Origin of the sequence: Pseudomonas lactucae (genome assembly GCF_036688725.1) — a bacterium.
Classification (GTDB): Bacteria; Pseudomonadota; Gammaproteobacteria; order Pseudomonadales; family Pseudomonadaceae; genus Aquipseudomonas; species Aquipseudomonas lactucae.
This window is the reverse complement of record NZ_JAQQPT010000015.1, coordinates 82,953-99,602: the sequence shown is the minus strand read 5'-3', so window position 1 is coordinate 99,602 and position 16,650 is coordinate 82,953. Positions and strand designations below refer to the sequence as shown.

Annotated in this window: 25 protein-coding genes; 7 read left to right on the top strand and 18 right to left on the bottom strand. The window is 60.5% G+C overall.

The window, feature by feature from the left end; translation table 11 throughout:
• Positions 1–100: 100 nt before the first annotated feature.
• The 5 genes from V6M90_RS18385 to V6M90_RS18365 all read right to left on the bottom strand — a co-directional run bounded on the left by V6M90_RS18385 (position 101) and on the right by V6M90_RS18365 (position 3,535).
• On the bottom strand, positions 101–394 hold the full coding sequence (locus V6M90_RS18385; RefSeq protein WP_003173806.1) for a hypothetical protein: 294 nt from the start codon (positions 392–394) through the stop codon (positions 101–103).
• 305 nt (positions 395–699) lie between these two features.
• Positions 700–1,311: a LysE family transporter gene (locus V6M90_RS18380; protein ID WP_003173807.1), complete on the bottom strand. Its 612-nt coding sequence runs from the start codon at positions 1,309–1,311 to the stop codon at positions 700–702.
• 92 nt (positions 1,312–1,403) lie between these two features.
• Positions 1,404–1,874, bottom strand: a complete 471-nt coding sequence (locus tag V6M90_RS18375; RefSeq protein ID WP_332846912.1) for an arsenate reductase ArsC — start codon at positions 1,872–1,874, stop codon at positions 1,404–1,406.
• 1 nt (position 1,875) lies between these two features.
• Positions 1,876–3,159, bottom strand: a complete 1,284-nt coding sequence (locus V6M90_RS18370) for an arsenic transporter (protein ID WP_332846911.1) — start codon at positions 3,157–3,159, stop codon at positions 1,876–1,878.
• Between the two features lie 19 nt (positions 3,160–3,178).
• On the bottom strand, positions 3,179–3,535 hold the full coding sequence (locus tag V6M90_RS18365) for a metalloregulator ArsR/SmtB family transcription factor (RefSeq protein WP_003173810.1): 357 nt from the start codon (positions 3,533–3,535) through the stop codon (positions 3,179–3,181).
• 176 nt (positions 3,536–3,711) lie between these two features.
• On the opposite strand from V6M90_RS18365, the gene V6M90_RS18360 reads away from it, so the two are divergent.
• The 3 genes from V6M90_RS18360 (at position 3,712) to V6M90_RS18350 (ending at position 5,001) form a co-directional block, all read left to right on the top strand.
• Positions 3,712–3,927 carry a hypothetical protein gene (locus tag V6M90_RS18360; RefSeq protein ID WP_003173811.1) on the top strand — a complete coding sequence of 72 codons (216 nt, stop codon included), beginning with the start codon at positions 3,712–3,714 and terminating at the stop codon, positions 3,925–3,927.
• A 70-nt stretch (positions 3,928–3,997) separates the two neighbouring features.
• Positions 3,998–4,693: an AzlC family ABC transporter permease gene (locus tag V6M90_RS18355; protein ID WP_003173812.1), complete on the top strand. Its 696-nt coding sequence runs from the start codon at positions 3,998–4,000 to the stop codon at positions 4,691–4,693.
• Positions 4,690–5,001, top strand: coding sequence for an AzlD domain-containing protein (locus V6M90_RS18350; RefSeq protein ID WP_003173813.1), 312 nt, complete (start codon positions 4,690–4,692; stop codon positions 4,999–5,001). Before V6M90_RS18355 ends, V6M90_RS18350 begins: the two co-directional genes overlap by 4 nt.
• A 153-nt stretch (positions 5,002–5,154) precedes the next feature.
• Here the strand turns inward: V6M90_RS18350 and V6M90_RS18345 are convergent, their stop codons facing one another.
• Positions 5,155–5,370 (bottom strand): hypothetical protein, encoded by a 216-nt coding sequence (locus V6M90_RS18345; RefSeq protein ID WP_042944651.1) that lies wholly within the window; start codon positions 5,368–5,370, stop codon positions 5,155–5,157.
• 163 nt (positions 5,371–5,533) lie between these two features.
• Here V6M90_RS18345 and V6M90_RS18340 point away from each other — a divergent pair, with 163 nt between their 5' ends.
• Positions 5,534–5,887 (top strand): hypothetical protein, encoded by a 354-nt coding sequence (locus tag V6M90_RS18340; protein WP_042944652.1) that lies wholly within the window; start codon positions 5,534–5,536, stop codon positions 5,885–5,887.
• A gap of 143 nt (positions 5,888–6,030) precedes the next feature.
• On the opposite strand, the gene V6M90_RS18335 is transcribed toward V6M90_RS18340, so the two are convergent.
• The 10 genes from V6M90_RS18335 to V6M90_RS18290 form a co-directional block, all read right to left on the bottom strand.
• Positions 6,031–6,735 carry a YoaK family protein gene (locus V6M90_RS18335; protein WP_141063815.1) on the bottom strand — a complete coding sequence of 235 codons (705 nt, stop codon included), beginning with the start codon at positions 6,733–6,735 and terminating at the stop codon, positions 6,031–6,033.
• 93 nt (positions 6,736–6,828) lie between these two features.
• On the bottom strand, positions 6,829–7,857 hold the full coding sequence (locus tag V6M90_RS18330) for a DNA topoisomerase IB (protein ID WP_141063814.1): 1,029 nt from the start codon (positions 7,855–7,857) through the stop codon (positions 6,829–6,831).
• 73 nt (positions 7,858–7,930) lie between these two features.
• Positions 7,931–9,016 (bottom strand): molybdenum ABC transporter ATP-binding protein, encoded by a 1,086-nt coding sequence (gene modC / locus V6M90_RS18325; protein ID WP_408637321.1) that lies wholly within the window; start codon positions 9,014–9,016, stop codon positions 7,931–7,933.
• Positions 9,016–9,696 carry a molybdate ABC transporter permease subunit gene (gene modB / locus V6M90_RS18320; protein ID WP_003173818.1) on the bottom strand — a complete coding sequence of 227 codons (681 nt, stop codon included), beginning with the start codon at positions 9,694–9,696 and terminating at the stop codon, positions 9,016–9,018. The genes modC and modB overlap by 1 nt, the downstream gene beginning before the upstream one ends.
• Positions 9,697–10,449: a molybdate ABC transporter substrate-binding protein gene (gene modA, locus V6M90_RS18315; RefSeq protein ID WP_003173819.1), complete on the bottom strand. Its 753-nt coding sequence runs from the start codon at positions 10,447–10,449 to the stop codon at positions 9,697–9,699.
• A 114-nt stretch (positions 10,450–10,563) separates the two neighbouring features.
• Entirely contained in the window at positions 10,564–11,622 is a 1,059-nt protein-coding gene (locus tag V6M90_RS18310) for an NAD(P)H-dependent flavin oxidoreductase (RefSeq protein ID WP_332846909.1), read from the bottom strand.
• A 105-nt stretch (positions 11,623–11,727) separates the two neighbouring features.
• Positions 11,728–12,774, bottom strand: coding sequence for a bifunctional DNA-binding transcriptional regulator/O6-methylguanine-DNA methyltransferase Ada (ada, locus tag V6M90_RS18305; protein WP_003173821.1), 1,047 nt, complete (start codon positions 12,772–12,774; stop codon positions 11,728–11,730).
• 75 nt (positions 12,775–12,849) lie between these two features.
• The gene (alkB, locus tag V6M90_RS18300) at positions 12,850–13,515 is read right to left on the bottom strand and encodes a DNA oxidative demethylase AlkB (RefSeq protein WP_332846908.1); all 666 of its coding nucleotides are present in this window, start codon (positions 13,513–13,515) and stop codon (positions 12,850–12,852) included.
• Between the two features lie 3 nt (positions 13,516–13,518).
• Positions 13,519–13,686, bottom strand: coding sequence for a hypothetical protein (locus V6M90_RS18295; RefSeq protein ID WP_003173823.1), 168 nt, complete (start codon positions 13,684–13,686; stop codon positions 13,519–13,521).
• 25 nt (positions 13,687–13,711) lie between these two features.
• On the bottom strand, positions 13,712–14,014 hold the full coding sequence (locus V6M90_RS18290; protein ID WP_003173824.1) for a DUF1883 domain-containing protein: 303 nt from the start codon (positions 14,012–14,014) through the stop codon (positions 13,712–13,714).
• A gap of 213 nt (positions 14,015–14,227) precedes the next feature.
• Between V6M90_RS18290 and V6M90_RS18285 the strand changes: the two genes are divergently transcribed.
• Positions 14,228–14,578 (top strand): hypothetical protein, encoded by a 351-nt coding sequence (locus V6M90_RS18285; protein WP_003173825.1) that lies wholly within the window; start codon positions 14,228–14,230, stop codon positions 14,576–14,578.
• Between the two features lie 22 nt (positions 14,579–14,600).
• Positions 14,601–14,831, top strand: a complete 231-nt coding sequence (locus V6M90_RS18280) for a hypothetical protein (protein WP_042944655.1) — start codon at positions 14,601–14,603, stop codon at positions 14,829–14,831.
• A gap of 7 nt (positions 14,832–14,838) precedes the next feature.
• Here V6M90_RS18280 and V6M90_RS18275 read toward each other — a convergent pair whose 3' ends face one another.
• Together V6M90_RS18275 and V6M90_RS18270 are read right to left on the bottom strand one after the other, a co-directional pair.
• A complete protein-coding gene (locus V6M90_RS18275) occupies positions 14,839–15,120 on the bottom strand; it encodes a hypothetical protein (RefSeq protein WP_003173827.1) in 282 nt (93 codons plus the stop codon).
• 144 nt (positions 15,121–15,264) lie between these two features.
• The gene (locus V6M90_RS18270) at positions 15,265–15,450 is read right to left on the bottom strand and encodes a hypothetical protein (RefSeq protein WP_003173828.1); all 186 of its coding nucleotides are present in this window, start codon (positions 15,448–15,450) and stop codon (positions 15,265–15,267) included.
• A gap of 312 nt (positions 15,451–15,762) precedes the next feature.
• On the opposite strand from V6M90_RS18270, the gene galU reads away from it, so the two are divergent.
• On the top strand, positions 15,763–16,602 hold the full coding sequence (gene galU, locus V6M90_RS18265) for a UTP--glucose-1-phosphate uridylyltransferase GalU (protein ID WP_003173830.1): 840 nt from the start codon (positions 15,763–15,765) through the stop codon (positions 16,600–16,602).
• Positions 16,603–16,650: the final 48 nt, after the last annotated feature.

Sequence of the window (16,650 nt, the reverse complement as noted above, 5' to 3'; positions counted from 1 at the left end):
TTTGCTGCCGTCTTAGTTAACAGGCGCACAGCGTAATACCTCTGGAAGTGTTCATGAAGAACGCCAGTGTATTCATGGATTAGTTGCTGTTTTCAGCGGATCAGGCGGCGCGATTGTCCAGGTAAAACCCGAGCATCAGGCCGGCCTGCGCCAGGCTGAAAACCTGGCGTCTCTGTGGGTCTTGAGGGTCGGCGTGTTCCCATTGCTGCACCCATTGGCCGGTGGCGGGGCAGGCACGCCAGTGCGCCAGCGGTTGAGCCGGACGCACTTGAGGGGAGGGGGTGACAAAGGCCGAGCGGGCGGGCGTAAAACCCGCGGGCGCACGGCACAGCTTGGCGCGCTGGGCTGCAGCCAGCGTCCGTACATCAGGGAAGACAAGGGTTTGAAAGGTCATAACACACCTCGGGACCGGACACGCATCCGGCGAGGCAGTTACGGGGGAGCATCAAGCTCCAGCGCAGCTTACCGGACCGGGGAGGAGAGTCCTGTCATATTCTGGGTTTGGCGTCCGACGTCCGCAAATGCGGGATTCGGACAACAACTGGATACTGTGTCCATTGGCTTCTTTTGTGAGGTTTAAAAAAGGCCCCAGTAGCGGGCAGGGGCAATCTACTTAGCCGGTTGATAAATGTCAACGCACGTTTAATTAAAGTGAGCAGTGTTCAGAGTTCATTCAGATAAGTTGCAGCCTGGAGAACTTCATATACCGTGGGCCGCGAGAACCGCCAGATAAATCAATACCACACCGCAGGTGCCATAACTGATGCGCTGCCACAACGGGGATGCGTTCTTGCGCAACAGGTTCACCAGCGCGGCGATCAGAAAACACGACAGCACCGAGGCCAGCATAAACCCGGCAAAAAACATCAGCGTCTGCCCATGGCTGGGCGTGGCGCCGACGATACCGGACAACGCGCTGCCCAACGCGCCCCAATAAACGATGTTCTTCGGGTTGGCCAGGGAAATCGCAGCACCCACCGCCAGTGCGTTTTTCCCGGAGCTGGCCGGTGCGTCGTCCGCCTCGGGCAGGTGCCAGGCGTCAATCAGGCTGCGTACGCCGAGCCAGGCCAGGTACAGCGCGCAGATCACCGTCAGCGGCACACGCACGGCGTCATGCTGGATCAGCAGGGCGATGCCGGTCAGGCCGATCACCGCCCACACGGCATCGCCCACCAGTGAGCCGATCTGTACCAACAGCGCAGGCGTGAACCCCTGGAGCAAGCCGCGACGCAAGGTCTCCGCCAGCACGGCGCCGGGGGAGAGGCAAAACACAAAACCAAACACCAGTGCGTAAAAAAAGATCGCCAACATGCCCGCTTCCTTTCGAGAAAGTCGCAAAGCATACGTCAGCAGGCGCGCTCAAATCGACTGTTGATTGACCCGTTGTGACTGCTTTTCTGCGGCTACAGTGCTGCGATGCGCGCGAGTTCTGCCTTCAACTCAACCGGCGCGAGGTTGGCAAAGGGCAGGGCGAAGAACGCCCGGCAGCGGGTTTCGATTGTCTCGAGCGTGGCGTTGAACGCAGCGTCCACACGGGCTTCATCGCCCTGCACATCGGAAGGATCCTCCAAGCCCCAATGCGCCTTCACGGCCGGCCCGAAATACACCGGGCAGGCTTCACCGGCGGCCTTGTCGCACACTGTGATCACGATGTCCGGCGGGCTGCCTTCAAAGGCGTCGTTGCCCTTGCTGTACAAACCCTCGGTGCTGATGCCCGCAACTTGCAGCGTACTCAGGCTGCGGGGCAGCACCTGGCCCTTGGGGAAGCTGCCGGAGCTGACGGCCTCGAAACCCTCGGGTGCGAGGTGGTTGAACACCGCCTCGGACAAAATGCTGCGGCAGCTGTTGGCCGTACACATGAACAGAACTTTCATCTTAAATACTCAGGCGCAGGGCGAGGGCGGCAAGGGTGATCAGCAGTACCGGCAGGGTCAGCACAATGCCGACCTTGAAGTAATAGCCCCAGGTAATGGTGATGCCCTTGCGCGCCAGGATATGCAGCCACAGCAATGTGGCGAGGCTGCCGATAGGGGTGATCTTGGGGCCGAGGTCGCTGCCGATTACATTGGCGTAGATCATCGCGTCCTTGACCACGCCCACGGCATGGCTGGACTCGATGGACAGCGCGCCGATCAATACGGTCGGCAGGTTGTTCATCGCCGAGGACAGCAACGCGGTCAGCACGCCGGTGCCCATGGCCGCGCCCCAGACGCCGTAGGTGGCAAAGGTATCCAGCCAGGTCGCCAGGTACGTGGTGAGGCCGGCGTTTCGCAGGCCATAGACCACCAGGTACATCCCCAAGGAAAACACCACGATCTGCCACGGCGCTTCCTTCAGCACTTTGCGCGTGGAGATCCTGTGACCCTTGGCGGCAATCACCAGCAGCAGAACGGCGCACACCGCGGAAATCGCACTGATGGGAATGCCCAGCGGCTCCAGGGCAAAGCAGCCGACCAACAGGATGCCCAGCACCCACCAGCCGGCGCGGAACGTGGCACGGTCGTGGACGGCACTGGCAGGGTCGGCCAGGTCGGCCGGGTCGTAGGTCTGTGGGATATCGCGACGGAAGAACCACAGCAGCACCGCCAGGGTGGCGGCGACACTCACGAAGTTGACCGGCACCATCACGGCCGCGTATTCGTTGAAGCCGATCTTGAAGTAGTCCGCCGAGACGATATTCACCAGGTTCGACACCACCAGCGGCAGGCTCGCCGTGTCGGCGATAAAGCCTGCGCCCATTACGAACGCCAGGGTCGCCGCTGGAGAAAAGCGCAGCGCCAGCAGCATCGACATGACGATGGGGGTCAGGATCAACGCCGCGCCATCATTGGCGAACAGCGCCGACACCAGTGCCCCGAGCAGCACCATGTAGGCGAACAGTCGACGCCCGCGCCCTCGGCCCCAACGCGCCACATGCAGGGCAGTCCAGGCAAAGAAGCCGGCCTCATCCAGCAGCAGGCTGATGATGATCAGCGCGACAAAGGTGCCGGTGGCGTTCCAGATGATGTGCCACACCACCGGGATATCCGCCAGGCTGATCACGCCGCAGGCGAGGGCGAGGATCGCGCCCAGCGTGGCGCTCCAGCCGACGCCCAGCCCCTTGGGCTGCCAGATGACCAGGATGATGGTGACGATAAAAATCGCAATTGCGACAAGCATGTATAAACGCTCCGATGGCTCAGCAGCAGGTGCTGGCCCGTTGTGGTCGGTCGCCCATTGCATCCAGACGCAGTGCGTCGTGTTGCAACCATGGCTGGTTGGCTTGCAGGGTGGTGTCCAGCACCTGCTTTACCCACTCAGGCAGGGCCGGGTTGATGCGGTAGTAGATCCATTGCCCCTGGCGACGATCGAGCACTAATCCGCCGTTGCGCAGTTGCGCCAGATGGCGGGAAATTTTCGGCTGACTGTCGCCCAGAGCATGGATCAATTCACATACGCAAAGTTCGCCTTCGCGCAGAATCAATAGTGTGATCCGGGCGCGGGTGGCATCGGCCAGGCATTTGAACAGGGTGGGCGCAGAGAAGAGGTCCGGCATGGCGGGGCCCTTGTAGATAGGGATATTCGAATATACGTATTTCCATATGTTTCGGTCAAATGCTGTTTCGATTGATAGGGATCAATAATCCGCGAATCGACACACAAGTGTTTGAAATTAAAATGAAACACGCATGTCCTAAAGTGCCTGCCCATTGCCGATGAAGGAAGACCCGCGTGACCCGAGCCACTCGTAACCTGCGCAAGACCCTGGATTGCGTCGCGGAAAATAACGAAACCGCGGCGTTCGACTTGATGCGTGCCGTGGAAAAACTCTCTGATGAAGTGCTACGTCAACGCCTGCTCAATACCATTCACCGGCTCAATCAGGACGCCCATGAACTGCGAGAAGCGCGTGATTCGGTGGGGCAGGTGTCGGTAAAGCTCGCCTGAGCAAGATCGTTCAAGACAACCTTTTTTCGCCCTGGCATGCTTGTCGACTGTCTGTCGATGAGCCGTTTCCATGTCTGCTGCCTTGCCTCATTACGCCTTCGCTCGCGGCGCCATTGCCGTCATTCCGTTATCCCTGGCCTGTGCGCCCTGGGGGCTGCTCGCCGGCTCCATGGCCATCGACGCGCAATTTACCCCGCTGCAGGCCCAAGGCTTGTCCGTCATTGTGTTTGCCGGTGCCGCGCAGTTGGTTGCCATCGGCATGGTCAAGGGCGGCGCCAGCCTGATTTCCATTGTGCTGACCACCTTGCTGCTGACCTCCCAGCATCTGCTCTACGGCATGCACCTGCGTCCGGTGCTTTCGCCGCTCACGGCGCGCTGGCGCATGAGCCTGGGGTTTCTGCTCACCGATGAGTTCTTCGCGCTGGTCAGCCATTATGACCGCCAGACCTTCAACCGCTGGTATGCGTTGGGCGTGGGCCTGACGTTTTATATCATCTGGAACCTGTTCACCCTCGCTGGCATCGTGCTGGGTAAAAGCATTCCGGGCCTTGATCAATTGGGCCTGGAGTTTTCGATTGCCGCGACCTTTATCGCCTTGATCACGCCAGTGGTGCGCGATGCGCCGACGGTGGTCTGCGTGGCGGTGGCCTTGCTGAGTTCGGTGTGGCTGAGTTATCTGCACTGGGAGTCGGCGGTGGTGGTGTCCGGCGTGCTGGGCATGAGCGCGGGGTTTGCCTGCAAACGACTGGGAGTAGGGCAGCCATGATTTATCTGATGATCGTGGGCATGGGCCTGGTGGTGTTTTTCAACCGTTACCTGTTTATCGAACCGCGCCTGCCGGTGCGCCTCAACCGCGGCGCGCGGGAGTTTCTGGGATTTGCGGTACCGGGCATGCTGACGGCGATTTGCGGGCCGATCATTTTTTTGCCCGATCACCAGCTCAACCTGAGCCCGGCCAATCCGTATTTCCTGGCCGGTATCTGCGCGATAGGCCTGATGTACTGGACGCGCAATGTGTTGACTACCGTGCTGCTGAGCATGGCGTTGTTCTATCTGTTTCGCTGGTGGGTCTGACGCGCAGGCGTAAAAAAGCCCGCGGGAGGGCGGGCAGAAGGAAGACTTCTAAAAATGAGCCTGGCCACTATAAATGTGCGAATCTCCCTTCACAGTGAAACTAAATTCATGCGGCTGGCGGTAAAGCGACCCCAGAAGGACCGCCGTGTCGCGTCAGTTTTTGGCGTTGAGCTTGCGCAGTTCTTCGTAGGTAGCCGACTGCACAAACCAGAAGCCGGAGACGATGCACCAGGTCAGCGTGCCACCGACCAGGACCGCCAGGCCCGACAGAAAACTTGCGCTGAACATCGATACCAGCCCGATGAGCCATACGAAGGCCAGTGCAATGTAGAGAACATAGTTATTGACGCTGATGACGAAATCTTTCATGACGCTTCCTTGTAGAGAGTATCCCGTGGCCTCCTCAGTGAGGCCAACGGCGACATCATAATGCCATGATTGTGACTGACGCCAGCTTGGGCGTTAAGGCGTATGGCGTCGTGCGAGGTGGCGGCGAGTGGTACAGTCGCGTTTTTTTCAAGGAAGCGATGGCATGCGAAAGGTGGTCATGGGCGCATTGGTACTGGCAGCACTGGCCGGTTGCGCGGGTTCGAAAATGAAAGAAGCGCGTACCGGCAGCCCTTACAAGACCCTGGCGTCGGACAAGGCAACCCTGGTGGTCGCCGAATGCATCCAGTTCGGTTGGCAGGATGAAAGCGTGTTTGGCGTTGACGCCGGCGGCTTCAAGGAGCCGATCGGCGCGGGCGGTTTCACCGTTTACACAACGGGCGGCGACTATTTTGTGGACGTGCAAAGCGCGGGTGGCGGTTCCAGCGTCAAGTACTACGCCGCCGACGACAATATGCCCGCCAAGCGTCGTTTGGCCGCACTGGCGACTTGTCTGTAATCCGTTGCCTTAGTCATATTCGGAAACGCCCGGCGGGACAGCCGTCGGACATTCGCTTATTATTCACGTCGCTCGCCCGAGGTAATGGCTCTTTACCAGTACACGGATGTCGAGGCCAGTACCTCGGGCGAGCATCCTTTCCTTTACCGTGGCATAAACCCCAAGTGCCAGCGTCGAGGGATCTTCAGTGTCAACAACCCCAGCAGCCCCGCCAATACGCCGCTGACCAGCAACGCCTTCAGGCCCATCTGCTGCTCCAGCAGCGCACCGATCACCGCGCCGACAAACATGCCGCACCACGGGATCAACTGCACTCGCCAACCGTTGCGGCGCTCCCCCAGCATCCAGCGGCCCAGGCCACGACCGAAGCGTGACAGCGCCCCGGTGACGTAGGTCAGCCCCACCGGTAAACCATTCACTTCTTCTACCGCCGCATTGAGCATGCCCATCGCCGTGATCGCCGCCAGCAATGCGGGCAAGGCATCCTCGAACGGCCACAGCGCGCCCGCACACAACAGCATGGCAATGCACAGCAGCAAGGGCAGTGCATGTCGCCGCCCGTAGCGGCTGACCATCACGCCCAACGCGTTGCCGATAACGAAGGTGGCGACCAGCAGCAGCAGGCGCCCTGTCAAGCCAAGATCACCGGCGCTGATCGCCACCGCCAGGCGCGTGGTGTTACCGCTCATGAACGACACGAAGTCACCGCTGGCCATAAAGCCAATGGCGTCGGTCATGCCTGCCAGCACCGAAAGGCTGGCCACCAGCATCAAGCCGATCCGACCGCGCCAACGCTGTTGGTGAGCAAGCGCGACGTTGGCAAACGGCTTGTGGGACGAAGGCAGCATGGGGCCGGGCTCCTCAATGAGATTAACCGGCCACTACGGTAGGACGCTTTGCTGACGTGCGCAATGATCTCAGACAGCTTTCAGCTGCACGACCTAACGTTCCTTGGCGAGCTGTTCAAGGAACATAGCCAGGGCGACTTCCTCGGCCTTGAGCCCCTTGCGCATGCGCGGCTTGGGCAGTTTTGACAGCTCGCCCAGGCTGAAATGCTCCAGCACGGCGGGGTGGATATAACACTTGCGGCACACCGCCGGCGTATTGCCCAGTTGCCTGGCGACGTCCTTGACCATCGCCACCACGTGCCGCTTGGCATCGGACTCGGGCTGCCATTGCAGTTCGCGCAGCACCGCCAGCGCCATGGCGGTGCCGGCCCAGGTGCGGTAGTCCTTGGCGGTGAAGTCGGCGCCGGTCAGGCTGTGCAGGTAGGCATTCACATCCTGGGAGCTGACGGTGTGACGCTCACCGTCCTCATCCAGGTACTGGAACAGGTTCTGCCCCGGTAGTTCCATGCAGCGTCTGACCACCGTGGCCAGGCGCCGGTCCTTGACGCTGACCTGATGCTCCACGCCGCTTTTGCCCCGGAACTGAAACTTGATTTCGCTGCCCTTGATGCCCACGTGGCGGTTGCGCAGGGTGGTCAGTCCGTAGGATTTATTGTCGCGGGCATACTGGGTATTGCCGACGCGGATCAAGGTGGCATCCAACAGCATCACCACGGTGGCCAGGACTTTCTCGCGGGTAAAACCGGGTTCCGCCAGTTGCGCTTCCAATTGCTTGCGCAATGTGGGAAGCGCCTTGCCGAACGCCTGCAGGCGCGCGTATTTATCGCTGTCGCGCACTTCACGCCAGCGTGCGTGATAACGGTATTGCTTGCGGCCACGGGCATCGCGTCCGGTGGCCTGCAGATGGCCGCGCGGATCGGCGCAGATCCACACGTCAGTGTAGGCGGGTGGCACGGCCAGGGCATTGAGACGCTTGATCTCGTCAGCGTCGGTGATGCGCTGGCCATTGGCATCGAAATACTGGAATTTGCCGCGCACTTTCTTGCGGCGGATGCCGGGTTGGGTGTCGTCAACGTAATGCAAATCGCGGGGTAGATCGGCGGGCAGCGCAGAGTCAGGCATGGGCGGTTTCCTTGGCAACACATCAGGCCGGTATGTCTGATTGACCGCAGCCCTGTGTGGTCGTGCCAAATAGTTACGCCAGCACCGCGACTGCCTTGATTTGCGCCCATAGCACCTGGCCGGGATGCAGTTGCAACTGATCGCGGGAGAAGCGCGTGATGCGCGCCAGCAACGGTGTGCCATCGGCGTCCAGGCGCACCAGCACGTGGGCGCTGTTGTCGGCGGGAATTTCCTCGGTCACCGTCACCGGCAGGCGGTTGAGGATACTGCTGTGTTCTTCGGCTTGCAGGCTCAGGCTCACGTCCCGCGCCTGCACCTTGACCCGCAACGCTTTTCCCACGGCCAGCGGCGCATGGGCCACGCGCATCGGCAGCGCGCTGCCCGGCAGTTGCAGCGTCAGCAACTGATAGTGCGCATCGTAGGCACTGACGGTGCCGTTGATGACCACACCGGCGTCGTCGCCGCGTGCCAGCGGCAGGTCGAGCCGCGCCAGGGTTTCGCCGATGGGGCCGCTGGCCAGGGCGCTGCCGGCGCTCAGCAGCACGATATGGTCGGCCAGGCGCGCCACTTCATCCTGGGCATGGCTGACATACAGCACGGGAATATCCAGTTCGTCGTGCAGGCGCTCCAGATACGGCAGGATCTCGCCCTTGCGCTGGCTGTCGAGGGCCGCCAGAGGCTCATCCATCAACAGTAATCGAGGGCTGGTGAGCAAGGCGCGGGCAATACCGATGCGCTGGCGTTCGCCGCCGGAGAGGTGCAGCGGGTTGCGCTCGAGCAAGTGGCCGATGCCCAGCAACTCGGTGGCCTGAGCCATGTCCACGCGACGTTGCTGGCGGGGGATGCGCTTGAGGCCGAATTCCAGGTTGGCGCGCACCGACAAATGCGCGAACAGGCTGGCCTCCTGGAACACATAGCCCAACGCGCGCTTATGCGGCGCGACGAACACCCCCGCGCGGCTGTCTTGCCAGACTTCATCGTTGACCTGGATAAACCCGTCGTGCGCACGCTCAAGCCCGGCGATGCAGCGCAGGCAGGTGGTTTTGCCGGAGCCGGATTGCCCGTACAGCGCCGTCACGCCGCGCCCAGGCAGATGCAGGTCCACCTCCAGGGCGAAGTCCGAGTACTTGAGTTGCAGGCGTACATCAATCATCGACATCAGCTCCAGCCCATCCGGGTTTTACGGCTGGAGTACAGTGCCAGCAATACGAGGAACGCGAAGACCACCATGGACCCGGCCAGCCAATGGGCCTGGGCGTATTCCATGGCTTCGACATGGTCGTAGATCTGCACCGAGACCACGCGGGTCTTGTCCGGGATATTGCCGCCGATCATCAGGACCACGCCGAATTCACCCACCGTATGGGCAAACCCGAGGATCGCCGCGGTGATGAATCCCGGGCGTGCCAACGGCAGCGTCACGCTGAAGAAGGTGTCCCAGGGATTGGCGCGCAGGGTCGCGGCCACTTCCAGCGGGCGCGTGCCGATCGCGGAGAAAGCGTTTTGCAACGGCTGCACCACAAACGGCATGGAGTAGATCACCGAGCCGATCACCAGCCCGGTAAAACTGAAGGTGAGAGTGCCCAGGCCCAGCCATTGCGTGAACTGGCCGACGTAACCGTTGGGCCCCATGGTCAACAGCAGATAGAAGCCGATCACCGTGGGTGGCAGCACCAACGGCAGGGCGACGATTGCGCCAATGGGACCACGCCACCACGAGCGGGTACGCGACAGCCACAGGGCAATCGGCGTGCCGATGACCAGCAGGATCACGGTAGTCAGTGACGCCAGTTTGATGGTCAACCAGATGGCGGAAAAATCGGCACTCGATAGCGGCATTTAGAGCTCGTAACCGTAGGACTTGATGACGGCAGCGGCTTTGGGGCCTTTCAGGTACTCAACCAACGCCTTGGCAGCGGCGCTGTCTTTGCCTTTGTTGAGGATCACCGCGTCCTGTTTGATCGGGTCATGCAGGGAGGCGGGGACGATCCAGGCCGAACCTTGGGTGACTTTGCCGTCTTTATAGATCTGCGACAAGGCCACGAAACCCAGCTCGGCATTACCGGTGGACACGAATTGATAGGCCTGGGTGATGTTCTGGCCTTCAACCAGCTTGGCCTTGACCTGCTCGGTCAGGCCCTCTTTGGCCAGCACTTGAACGGCGGCCAGGCCGTAGGGGGCGGCTTTCGGGTTGGCGATGGACAGGTGCTGGAAGGCGTTTTTCTTCAACACGTCGCCCTTGGCGTCCACATAGCCTTCTTTGGCCGACCACAGCGCCAACGTGCCCACGGCATAGGTGAAGCGTGAGCCCTTGACGGTGTCGCCTTCGTTTTCGAGTTTTTGCGGGGTGGTGTCGTCGGCGCTGAGGAATACCTCGAATGGCGCGCCGTTTTTGATCTGCGTGTAAAACTGCCCGGTAGCACCGTAGGACGCGACCAGCGTATGGCCGGTGTCTTTTTGGAAGTCGGCGGCAATTGCCTGGATCGGCGCGGTGAAGTTGGCTGCGACGGCTACCTGGACTTCATCGGCGTTGGCCGAGCCGACCGCTAACGCGGCGATCAGCACGGCCAGGCGTGAGGCGTGAATCATCATGGAGCAGCTCCTGGGGATGTACGGCACGGGGGTAAAAGGGCTAACCGCTATGTATGCGAATATATAGCGGTTGGCCATTGCCGGTACAGCGCAACGTTGCCGCAGGTGGCAGGGTTACTTGAGTCTGGCCAGGGCTTGTGCCGCCAGCTCGCGGGTCAGCTCATAGGTGGTCACGTCCTTGCACAGGCGCAGTGCCTGGCCCGACCAGAGGTTGCTGAAGCCGGCTTCATCCTTGGCCTTGAGCGGCATTAACGCGCCACCGGCCGTGGGAAAGGCAGGCGCCGCCGGATTGATCGCGCCCAATTCGCGCATCACCCGATTGACGATGCCGCGCGCGGGACGGCCGGTGAACAGGTTGGTCAGTGCTGTTTCGCTGGCCTGGGCGTGGCGCAATGCGTAGTGATGGGCGGTGGTCACATTCGCTTCGGGGGTGAACAGGTACGCTGTGCCGATCTGCACGGCCGAGGCGCCGAGGGCGAAGGCCGCGACAATGCCGCGTGCATCGCCGATGCCGCCGGCGGCAATCACCGGCACGTTCACGGCGTCGACGATCTGCGGCAACAGCGCGAACAGGCCGATCTGGGTATTGAGATCGTCGCTGAGAAACAAGCCACGATGCCCGCCGGCTTCAAGGCCCATGGCGATAATTGCATCGCAGCCATGACGCTCCAGCCAGATCGCCTCTTCCACGGTGGTGGCGGAGGACAACACCTTGGCGCCTGTGGCTTTTACCCGCGCCAGCAGGGATTTTTCCGGCAGGCCGAAGTGAAAACTGACGACCTGCGGGCGAAACGCTTCAACGACCTGGCAGGCGGCATCGTTGAATGGCGCACGGTTGGACACCGGCGTCGGCGCATCAAAATCGGCGCCCAGTTCGCGGTAGTAGGGCTCCAGCAGCGCTTTCCAGCGGCGGTCCCGCGCTTCGTCAGGCGCCGGCGGCTGATGGCAGAAAAAATTGACGTTGATCGGTCGATCGCTGGCCTGGCGGATGCGGGTCAGTGCGTCGCGCAACTGTTCGATGCTCAGCGCGGCGGCCGGCATCGAGCCCAGCGCGCCCGCCCGGTTGGCGGCGATCACCATGGCGGGGGTGGTACCGACGGCCATGGGCGCCTGGATAATGGGCACCTCTATGCCCAACAGGTCGAGAATGCGCGTGTCTGGCCAGTTGCTCATGGGATGCGTCTCCAGTGTCAGTCGGTCTTTTCGCTGTTTTAGCAGGGCATCCGTTGCCCGGCCAGTCTGTTTTATTCACTGGACGACGCTGGCTTTTCGTGCGGTTCAGTCGCCGCGTTCGCGGTCGAGCAATTGGCGCTTGCGCTCAACCCCCCAGCGGTAACCCGACAGGTCACCATTGCTGCGCACCACGCGATGACAAGGGATTGCCACTGCCAGGCGGTTGGCGCCGCAGGCCTGGGCCACCGCGCGAAACGACTGGGGCGCGCCGATCTGCTCGGCGATCCGCGCGTAGCTGGCCGTGCTGCCTACCGGAATCTCGCGCAAGGCTTGCCAAACCCGTTCCTGGAACGCGGTGCCGCGCACATCCAGTGGCAGGTCCAGGCCCAGGGCGGGGGCTTCGATAAACCCCACCACCTGTGCGATCAACTGTTCGAAACGGCGGTCGGCGCCGACCAGGTCGGCCTTGGGGAATTGATCCTGCAGATCCCGCACCAGCGTGTCGGGGTCATCGCCCAGCAGGATCGCGCACACGCCGCGCGTGCTCTGGGCCACGAGAATCGCCCCCAGGGAGCATTGGCCGACGGCGAACAGGATTTCGTTGTGGCTGCCGCCAGCTTTGTAATCGCTGGGTTTCATGCCGAGCAATTGATCGGCTGACGCATAAAAGCGACTGTTGGAATTAAAACCGGCGTCATACAGCGCGTCCGTCACCCGGTGCTGGCCTTTGAGCCCAGCGCGCAACTTACGCGAGCGATGGGCACTGGCGTAGGCCTTGGGAGTCAGGCCGGTGACGGACTTGAACACACGATGGAAGTGAAACGGGCTCAGGCCCGCCCGTGCGGCAAGGATATCGAGGCTGGGCGGGGTGTCGGCTTGCTCAATATGACGGCAGGCGTCGGCCACCCGTTGCGCATGCTGTGCCGCACGTTGGGTCTGATCTCCGACGGCACGCTTACTGGGCCGATATCCCGCCGCTTCGGCTTGCGCCGGTGTGTCGAAGAACTCGACATTTTCCGGGCGCGGCAAGCGCGACACGCTGCTGGGGCGGCAATACACACCGGTGGTTTTCACGCCATAGACGAACAACGAGTCGGCCTTGGGGTCGCGGGCCAGGATCGCTGCCCAGCGCGGGTCTTGTTCGGTAGTCATAATCGGCACTCTTGACGGACTCTCGGCAGATTAGCCGTGCCGTGACTACCTGACACCCCGAAGCTTGCGCTCAAATCAGCCGGCGGTGCGCAGGGTGAGGTTGATGCGTTGCGCGCCCATGATGGGGTGTACGCCGTCCTTGATCGGCATCACACCGTGAAAGCGCAGGCGATCAATCCCGCCCCAGATCACGACGTCGCCATGAAACAACGGGATTTTTTTTGGCTTGTCGCTGCGCTCGCGGCCTCCAAACAAGAAAATCGCCGGCAGCCCGAGGGACACCGACACCACGGGCGCACGGTAGTCACGTTCGTTTTTGTCCTGGTGCAGGGACATTTTCGCACCCGGTACATAGCGGTTGATCAGGCAGGCATCCGGGGCGAAGTCGCTGAACCCGGCCTCGGCTGCCGCCAGTACGGCCAGTTCTCGCACCGCGTCGGGCAGGGCCGGCCAGGGTTGCTGGCTATGTGGGTCCAGCGGGCTGTAGCGGTAGCCGCGGGCATCGGTGGTCCAGCCCAGTTCGCCACAACTGCTCAACGCCGCCGACATGGTAAACCCGCCAGGGGTGACCATGTGCCGAAACGGGGATTGTGCCAGTACGCGGCGTAGTTCGGGCAGAAGGCGCTCGATCCAGGGCAGGGCATAGCCCTTTAGCACGTAGGACTGTTCGCCAATTTGCTCGCGCCCGACGGGTTGTTGCAGGGCGTCGTCGGCGAACAGGTCGGCAGTAGGGCCAGACATGGCTTACAGCGCCTTGCTCACGTTGATGTCAGTGATTTCATCGCTGGCATCATGGATTTTCGCCAAGGCTTGCTTGGCTTCTTCCACGCTATTGGTCGTCAGTTGGGCGAACTCAAAGCGGCGTTCGCCGTTGAGCTTGTACTTGATGACGTATTTGGTAGTAGGAGTCACGGCTATTTCCTGTAGTGCGGTCGGATCAGCTCAGCTTGGTGCTGGTACGACGAACGATACGAATCTTGTGGGACAACGCGGGTTTGCGGGTGACGCTGATCGCCCGGCGCGTGACCACGTCCAGGGTGATGTTCCAGAACCCGGTGCTCGGTGCGGTGATTTTGGCGGGGAATTTGTCGAACGCGCCGCCGTGGTAGGTGTGGCGGCCGCCATTTTTGAAACTGCGAAAATTCGCATCGCTCATCAGACGGATATTACAAGTCTGTGAGCATTCTATGACGACAATGTCTCCCTCGTTGAGGTGTTCGCGCTGGTGGATGAATTTCATGAGGGTGTCTCCAGAAGGGCTTTTTCTGAAAAATCAGAACGATACGTAGGTTAAGATAGAGTTTATCAGCCCTAGCGCGTTTATTATCGGCTCGTCTTCAACGGCGTCGACAATTTAAAACAGTTATTTACCGAGTTATCAGGGATAAATCCTATGTCTGCGGGAGAAAATTCTCACCCCCGCTGTCGTAGCGTCTTTATCGGAGGTTTTCGTATGAAGTGGAGTGTGTTGGTTCTGGCCTTGGCGATAGGTGGCTGTGCTTCGGTGGCAGATATCAAGCAGACCCCGCCGACGCTGGCCGTCATTTCCGGGAAAAAGCCCCAGGAATACGCCGCATGTGTGGTACAGAAATTGTCTACGACCCGCCGTCCGCCGCAAATCGAACCGCATAAAGAAGGGGTGCGCGTGATCGTGCCGCAGAAATTCTCCGCCGACCCTTCGGCGATTTTTGAAATCGAAGAGCGCTCCAGCGGCAGCAGCATCAAGCTCTATGAAAGCATGTCCAATGTGCCGATCCGTCCAGGTGACGTGAAGAGCGCCGGGGAAGCCTGCATTTCCGGCTGATGCCATGGTGGAAAAATCAGATATGAAGCGTGAACACGTCAGAACCCACAATGCCGAGGGGCAACTCTCGGCCACCCATGTGATCCAGAACCCTGCCGACCTCGGCGAGTGGATCGTATTTTTCAAAAAGAGCGGCGGGCGCAGTTTTTTCCTGGTGGACGATCAGGATGAGGTCGAATCCTTCGCAAGCCTGGATGAATTGACCGAAATCCTTCGGGAGCTGGGCATCAAGTTCGCCGAGATCCACCTGTAGCCTCAGGCTACTTGCAGACCACGACCACACTGCGGGTCTTGTAGTTGCCCACGTCCTGGCCCAGGGTCTTGTCGCTCTCCTTGAGCGACGGTGTACCTTCGGTGCCGACAATGCGGTAACCGGTACCGGCGCAGGAGGCATCGGCTTTTTCGTAGCAGCTCGCCCAGGCGTTGGCTTCTCCCGAGCAATCGATGGTCAGGCCTTGTTCACCGTTTTTCAGGTAGACGTCGGACGTGGTGGTGCAGCCGGCGAGTGCCAGTACCGCAGTCAGTGCCAGAAGTTTGTTCATGTGTGTTCGTCGTCGAGGGTGTGGGAGGGGGTGCTGACACGGTCGTGGCGCATTTTCGGCAGATTATAGCTAACTGCCATCTAGGTACAGACAAACACAAAAAAAGCCCCGTCAATCGGGGCTTTTTGCGTAGGGGCTGAAGACTTACTTGCCCTTCGGTCGTTTGCTCGACGCGTGGCCCGCTTCATCCACGAACACTTCGGCTACCGCGATCGCCATGCTTTCTGTTTCGAAAACGCCAGCGACGCTGTCTCCGTGGAAGTTGATCAGGTGCCAGCCGTCGGCTCGCTGGGTGATCAGGTAGCCGTTCACGCCTTTTGGTTCTGACATCTATTAACAATCTCGTCTGGTCTGGTTCAAGGGTGCAATGATAGCGCCAAATGTCGCAGGGCCGCGTAAGTTATTCCAAGTCAGTGTTCCTGCCTGAAAAGCATGCTAAAAAGACCACAGCCCGTTGAAATGATGAGCGGCCGGTAGATTTTGCCGTGCCAATGGAGAACCTCTTTGTAAGATAAGCGGAACTTACGCTGACATTTTTTCTCTATGATGACATCGCAACGCCAGCAGCTCCCATTGTAAGGTGGCTGCGGCCTGATTAGACTGCGCCGAATTTCGTACGCACAGCCCTTTGTAAGGACCCATATGATCAAGAAATGCTTGTTCCCAGCAGCCGGTTACGGCACTCGCTTCTTGCCAGCGACCAAGGCCATGCCCAAAGAAATGCTGCCGGTGGTGAACAAGCCACTGATTCAGTACGGCGTGGAAGAGGCACTGGATGCCGGTCTGAACGAAATTTCCATCGTCACCGGCCGCGGTAAGCGCGCGCTGGAAGACCACTTCGACATCAGCTACGAGCTGGAAAACCAGATCAAGGGCACCGACAAGGAAAAATACCTGGTTGGTATCCGTAAGCTGCTGGACGAGTGCTCCTTCTCTTACACCCGTCAGACCCAGATGAAAGGCCTTGGCCACGCGATCCTCACCGGCCGCCCGCTGATCGGTGACGAGCCGTTCGCCGTGGTCCTGGCGGATGACCTGTGCGTCAACCTGGAAGGCGACGGCGTACTGACTCAGATGGTCAAGTTGTATCAGAAATACCGTTGCACCATCGTCGCGGTCATGGAAGTGAACCCGACCGAAACCAACAAGTACGGGGTTATCGCCGGTGACGACATTGGTGATGGCCTGATCCGCGTGCGTGACATGGTTGAAAAACCGGCACCGGAAGATGCGCCGTCGAACCTGGCGATTATCGGTCGTTACATCCTGACTCCGGACATCTTCAAGCTGATCGAAGAAACCGAGCCAGGCAAAGGCGGCGAGATCCAGATCACTGACGCTCTGTTGAAGCAAGCCAAAGACGGCTGCGTGATTGCCTACAAGTTCAAGGGCCAGCGTTTCGACTGCGGCGGCGCCGAAGGCTACATCGAAGCCACCAACTTCTGCTACGAGCACTTCTACAAGACCGGCAAGGCTTACTGATTCACGCTTGCCTGCACGCTTGTAAGAGAAAGCCACCTTCGGGTGGCT

Bases quoted from the DNA above. Each gene is read 5' to 3' on its own strand.
- V6M90_RS18310 (WP_332846909.1), bottom strand. From the start codon at position 11,622: ATGAGCAACTGGCCAGACACGCGCATTCTCGACCTGTTGGGCATAGAG.
- modB (WP_003173818.1), bottom strand. From the start codon at position 9,696: ATGCCGCTATCGAGTGCCGATTTTTCCGCCATCTGGTTGACCATCAAA.
- V6M90_RS18345 (WP_042944651.1), bottom strand. From the start codon at position 5,370: ATGAAAGATTTCGTCATCAGCGTCAATAACTATGTTCTCTACATTGCA.
- V6M90_RS18370 (WP_332846911.1), bottom strand. From the start codon at position 3,159: ATGCTTGTCGCAATTGCGATTTTTATCGTCACCATCATCCTGGTCATC.
- V6M90_RS18275 (WP_003173827.1), bottom strand. From the start codon at position 15,120: ATGAACAAACTTCTGGCACTGACTGCGGTACTGGCACTCGCCGGCTGC.
- modC (WP_408637321.1), bottom strand. From the start codon at position 9,016: ATGTCGATGATTGATGTACGCCTGCAACTCAAGTACTCGGACTTCGCC.
- V6M90_RS18290 (WP_003173824.1), bottom strand. From the start codon at position 14,014: ATGAAATTCATCCACCAGCGCGAACACCTCAACGAGGGAGACATTGTC.
- V6M90_RS18375 (WP_332846912.1), bottom strand. From the start codon at position 1,874: ATGAAAGTTCTGTTCATGTGTACGGCCAACAGCTGCCGCAGCATTTTG.
- galU (WP_003173830.1), top strand. From the start codon at position 15,763: ATGATCAAGAAATGCTTGTTCCCAGCAGCCGGTTACGGCACTCGCTTC.
- V6M90_RS18335 (WP_141063815.1), bottom strand. From the start codon at position 6,735: ATGCTGCCTTCGTCCCACAAGCCGTTTGCCAACGTCGCGCTTGCTCAC.
- ada (WP_003173821.1), bottom strand. From the start codon at position 12,774: ATGACTACCGAACAAGACCCGCGCTGGGCAGCGATCCTGGCCCGCGAC.
- V6M90_RS18330 (WP_141063814.1), bottom strand. From the start codon at position 7,857: ATGCCTGACTCTGCGCTGCCCGCCGATCTACCCCGCGATTTGCATTAC.
- V6M90_RS18285 (WP_003173825.1), top strand. From the start codon at position 14,228: ATGAAGTGGAGTGTGTTGGTTCTGGCCTTGGCGATAGGTGGCTGTGCT.
- alkB (WP_332846908.1), bottom strand. From the start codon at position 13,515: ATGTCTGGCCCTACTGCCGACCTGTTCGCCGACGACGCCCTGCAACAA.
- V6M90_RS18340 (WP_042944652.1), top strand. From the start codon at position 5,534: ATGCGAAAGGTGGTCATGGGCGCATTGGTACTGGCAGCACTGGCCGGT.
- V6M90_RS18270 (WP_003173828.1), bottom strand. From the start codon at position 15,450: ATGTCAGAACCAAAAGGCGTGAACGGCTACCTGATCACCCAGCGAGCC.
- V6M90_RS18385 (WP_003173806.1), bottom strand. From the start codon at position 394: ATGACCTTTCAAACCCTTGTCTTCCCTGATGTACGGACGCTGGCTGCA.
- modA (WP_003173819.1), bottom strand. From the start codon at position 10,449: ATGATGATTCACGCCTCACGCCTGGCCGTGCTGATCGCCGCGTTAGCG.
- V6M90_RS18350 (WP_003173813.1), top strand. From the start codon at position 4,690: ATGATTTATCTGATGATCGTGGGCATGGGCCTGGTGGTGTTTTTCAAC.
- V6M90_RS18365 (WP_003173810.1), bottom strand. From the start codon at position 3,535: ATGCCGGACCTCTTCTCTGCGCCCACCCTGTTCAAATGCCTGGCCGAT.
- V6M90_RS18280 (WP_042944655.1), top strand. From the start codon at position 14,601: ATGAAGCGTGAACACGTCAGAACCCACAATGCCGAGGGGCAACTCTCG.
- V6M90_RS18380 (WP_003173807.1), bottom strand. From the start codon at position 1,311: ATGTTGGCGATCTTTTTTTACGCACTGGTGTTTGGTTTTGTGTTTTGC.
- V6M90_RS18355 (WP_003173812.1), top strand. From the start codon at position 3,998: ATGTCTGCTGCCTTGCCTCATTACGCCTTCGCTCGCGGCGCCATTGCC.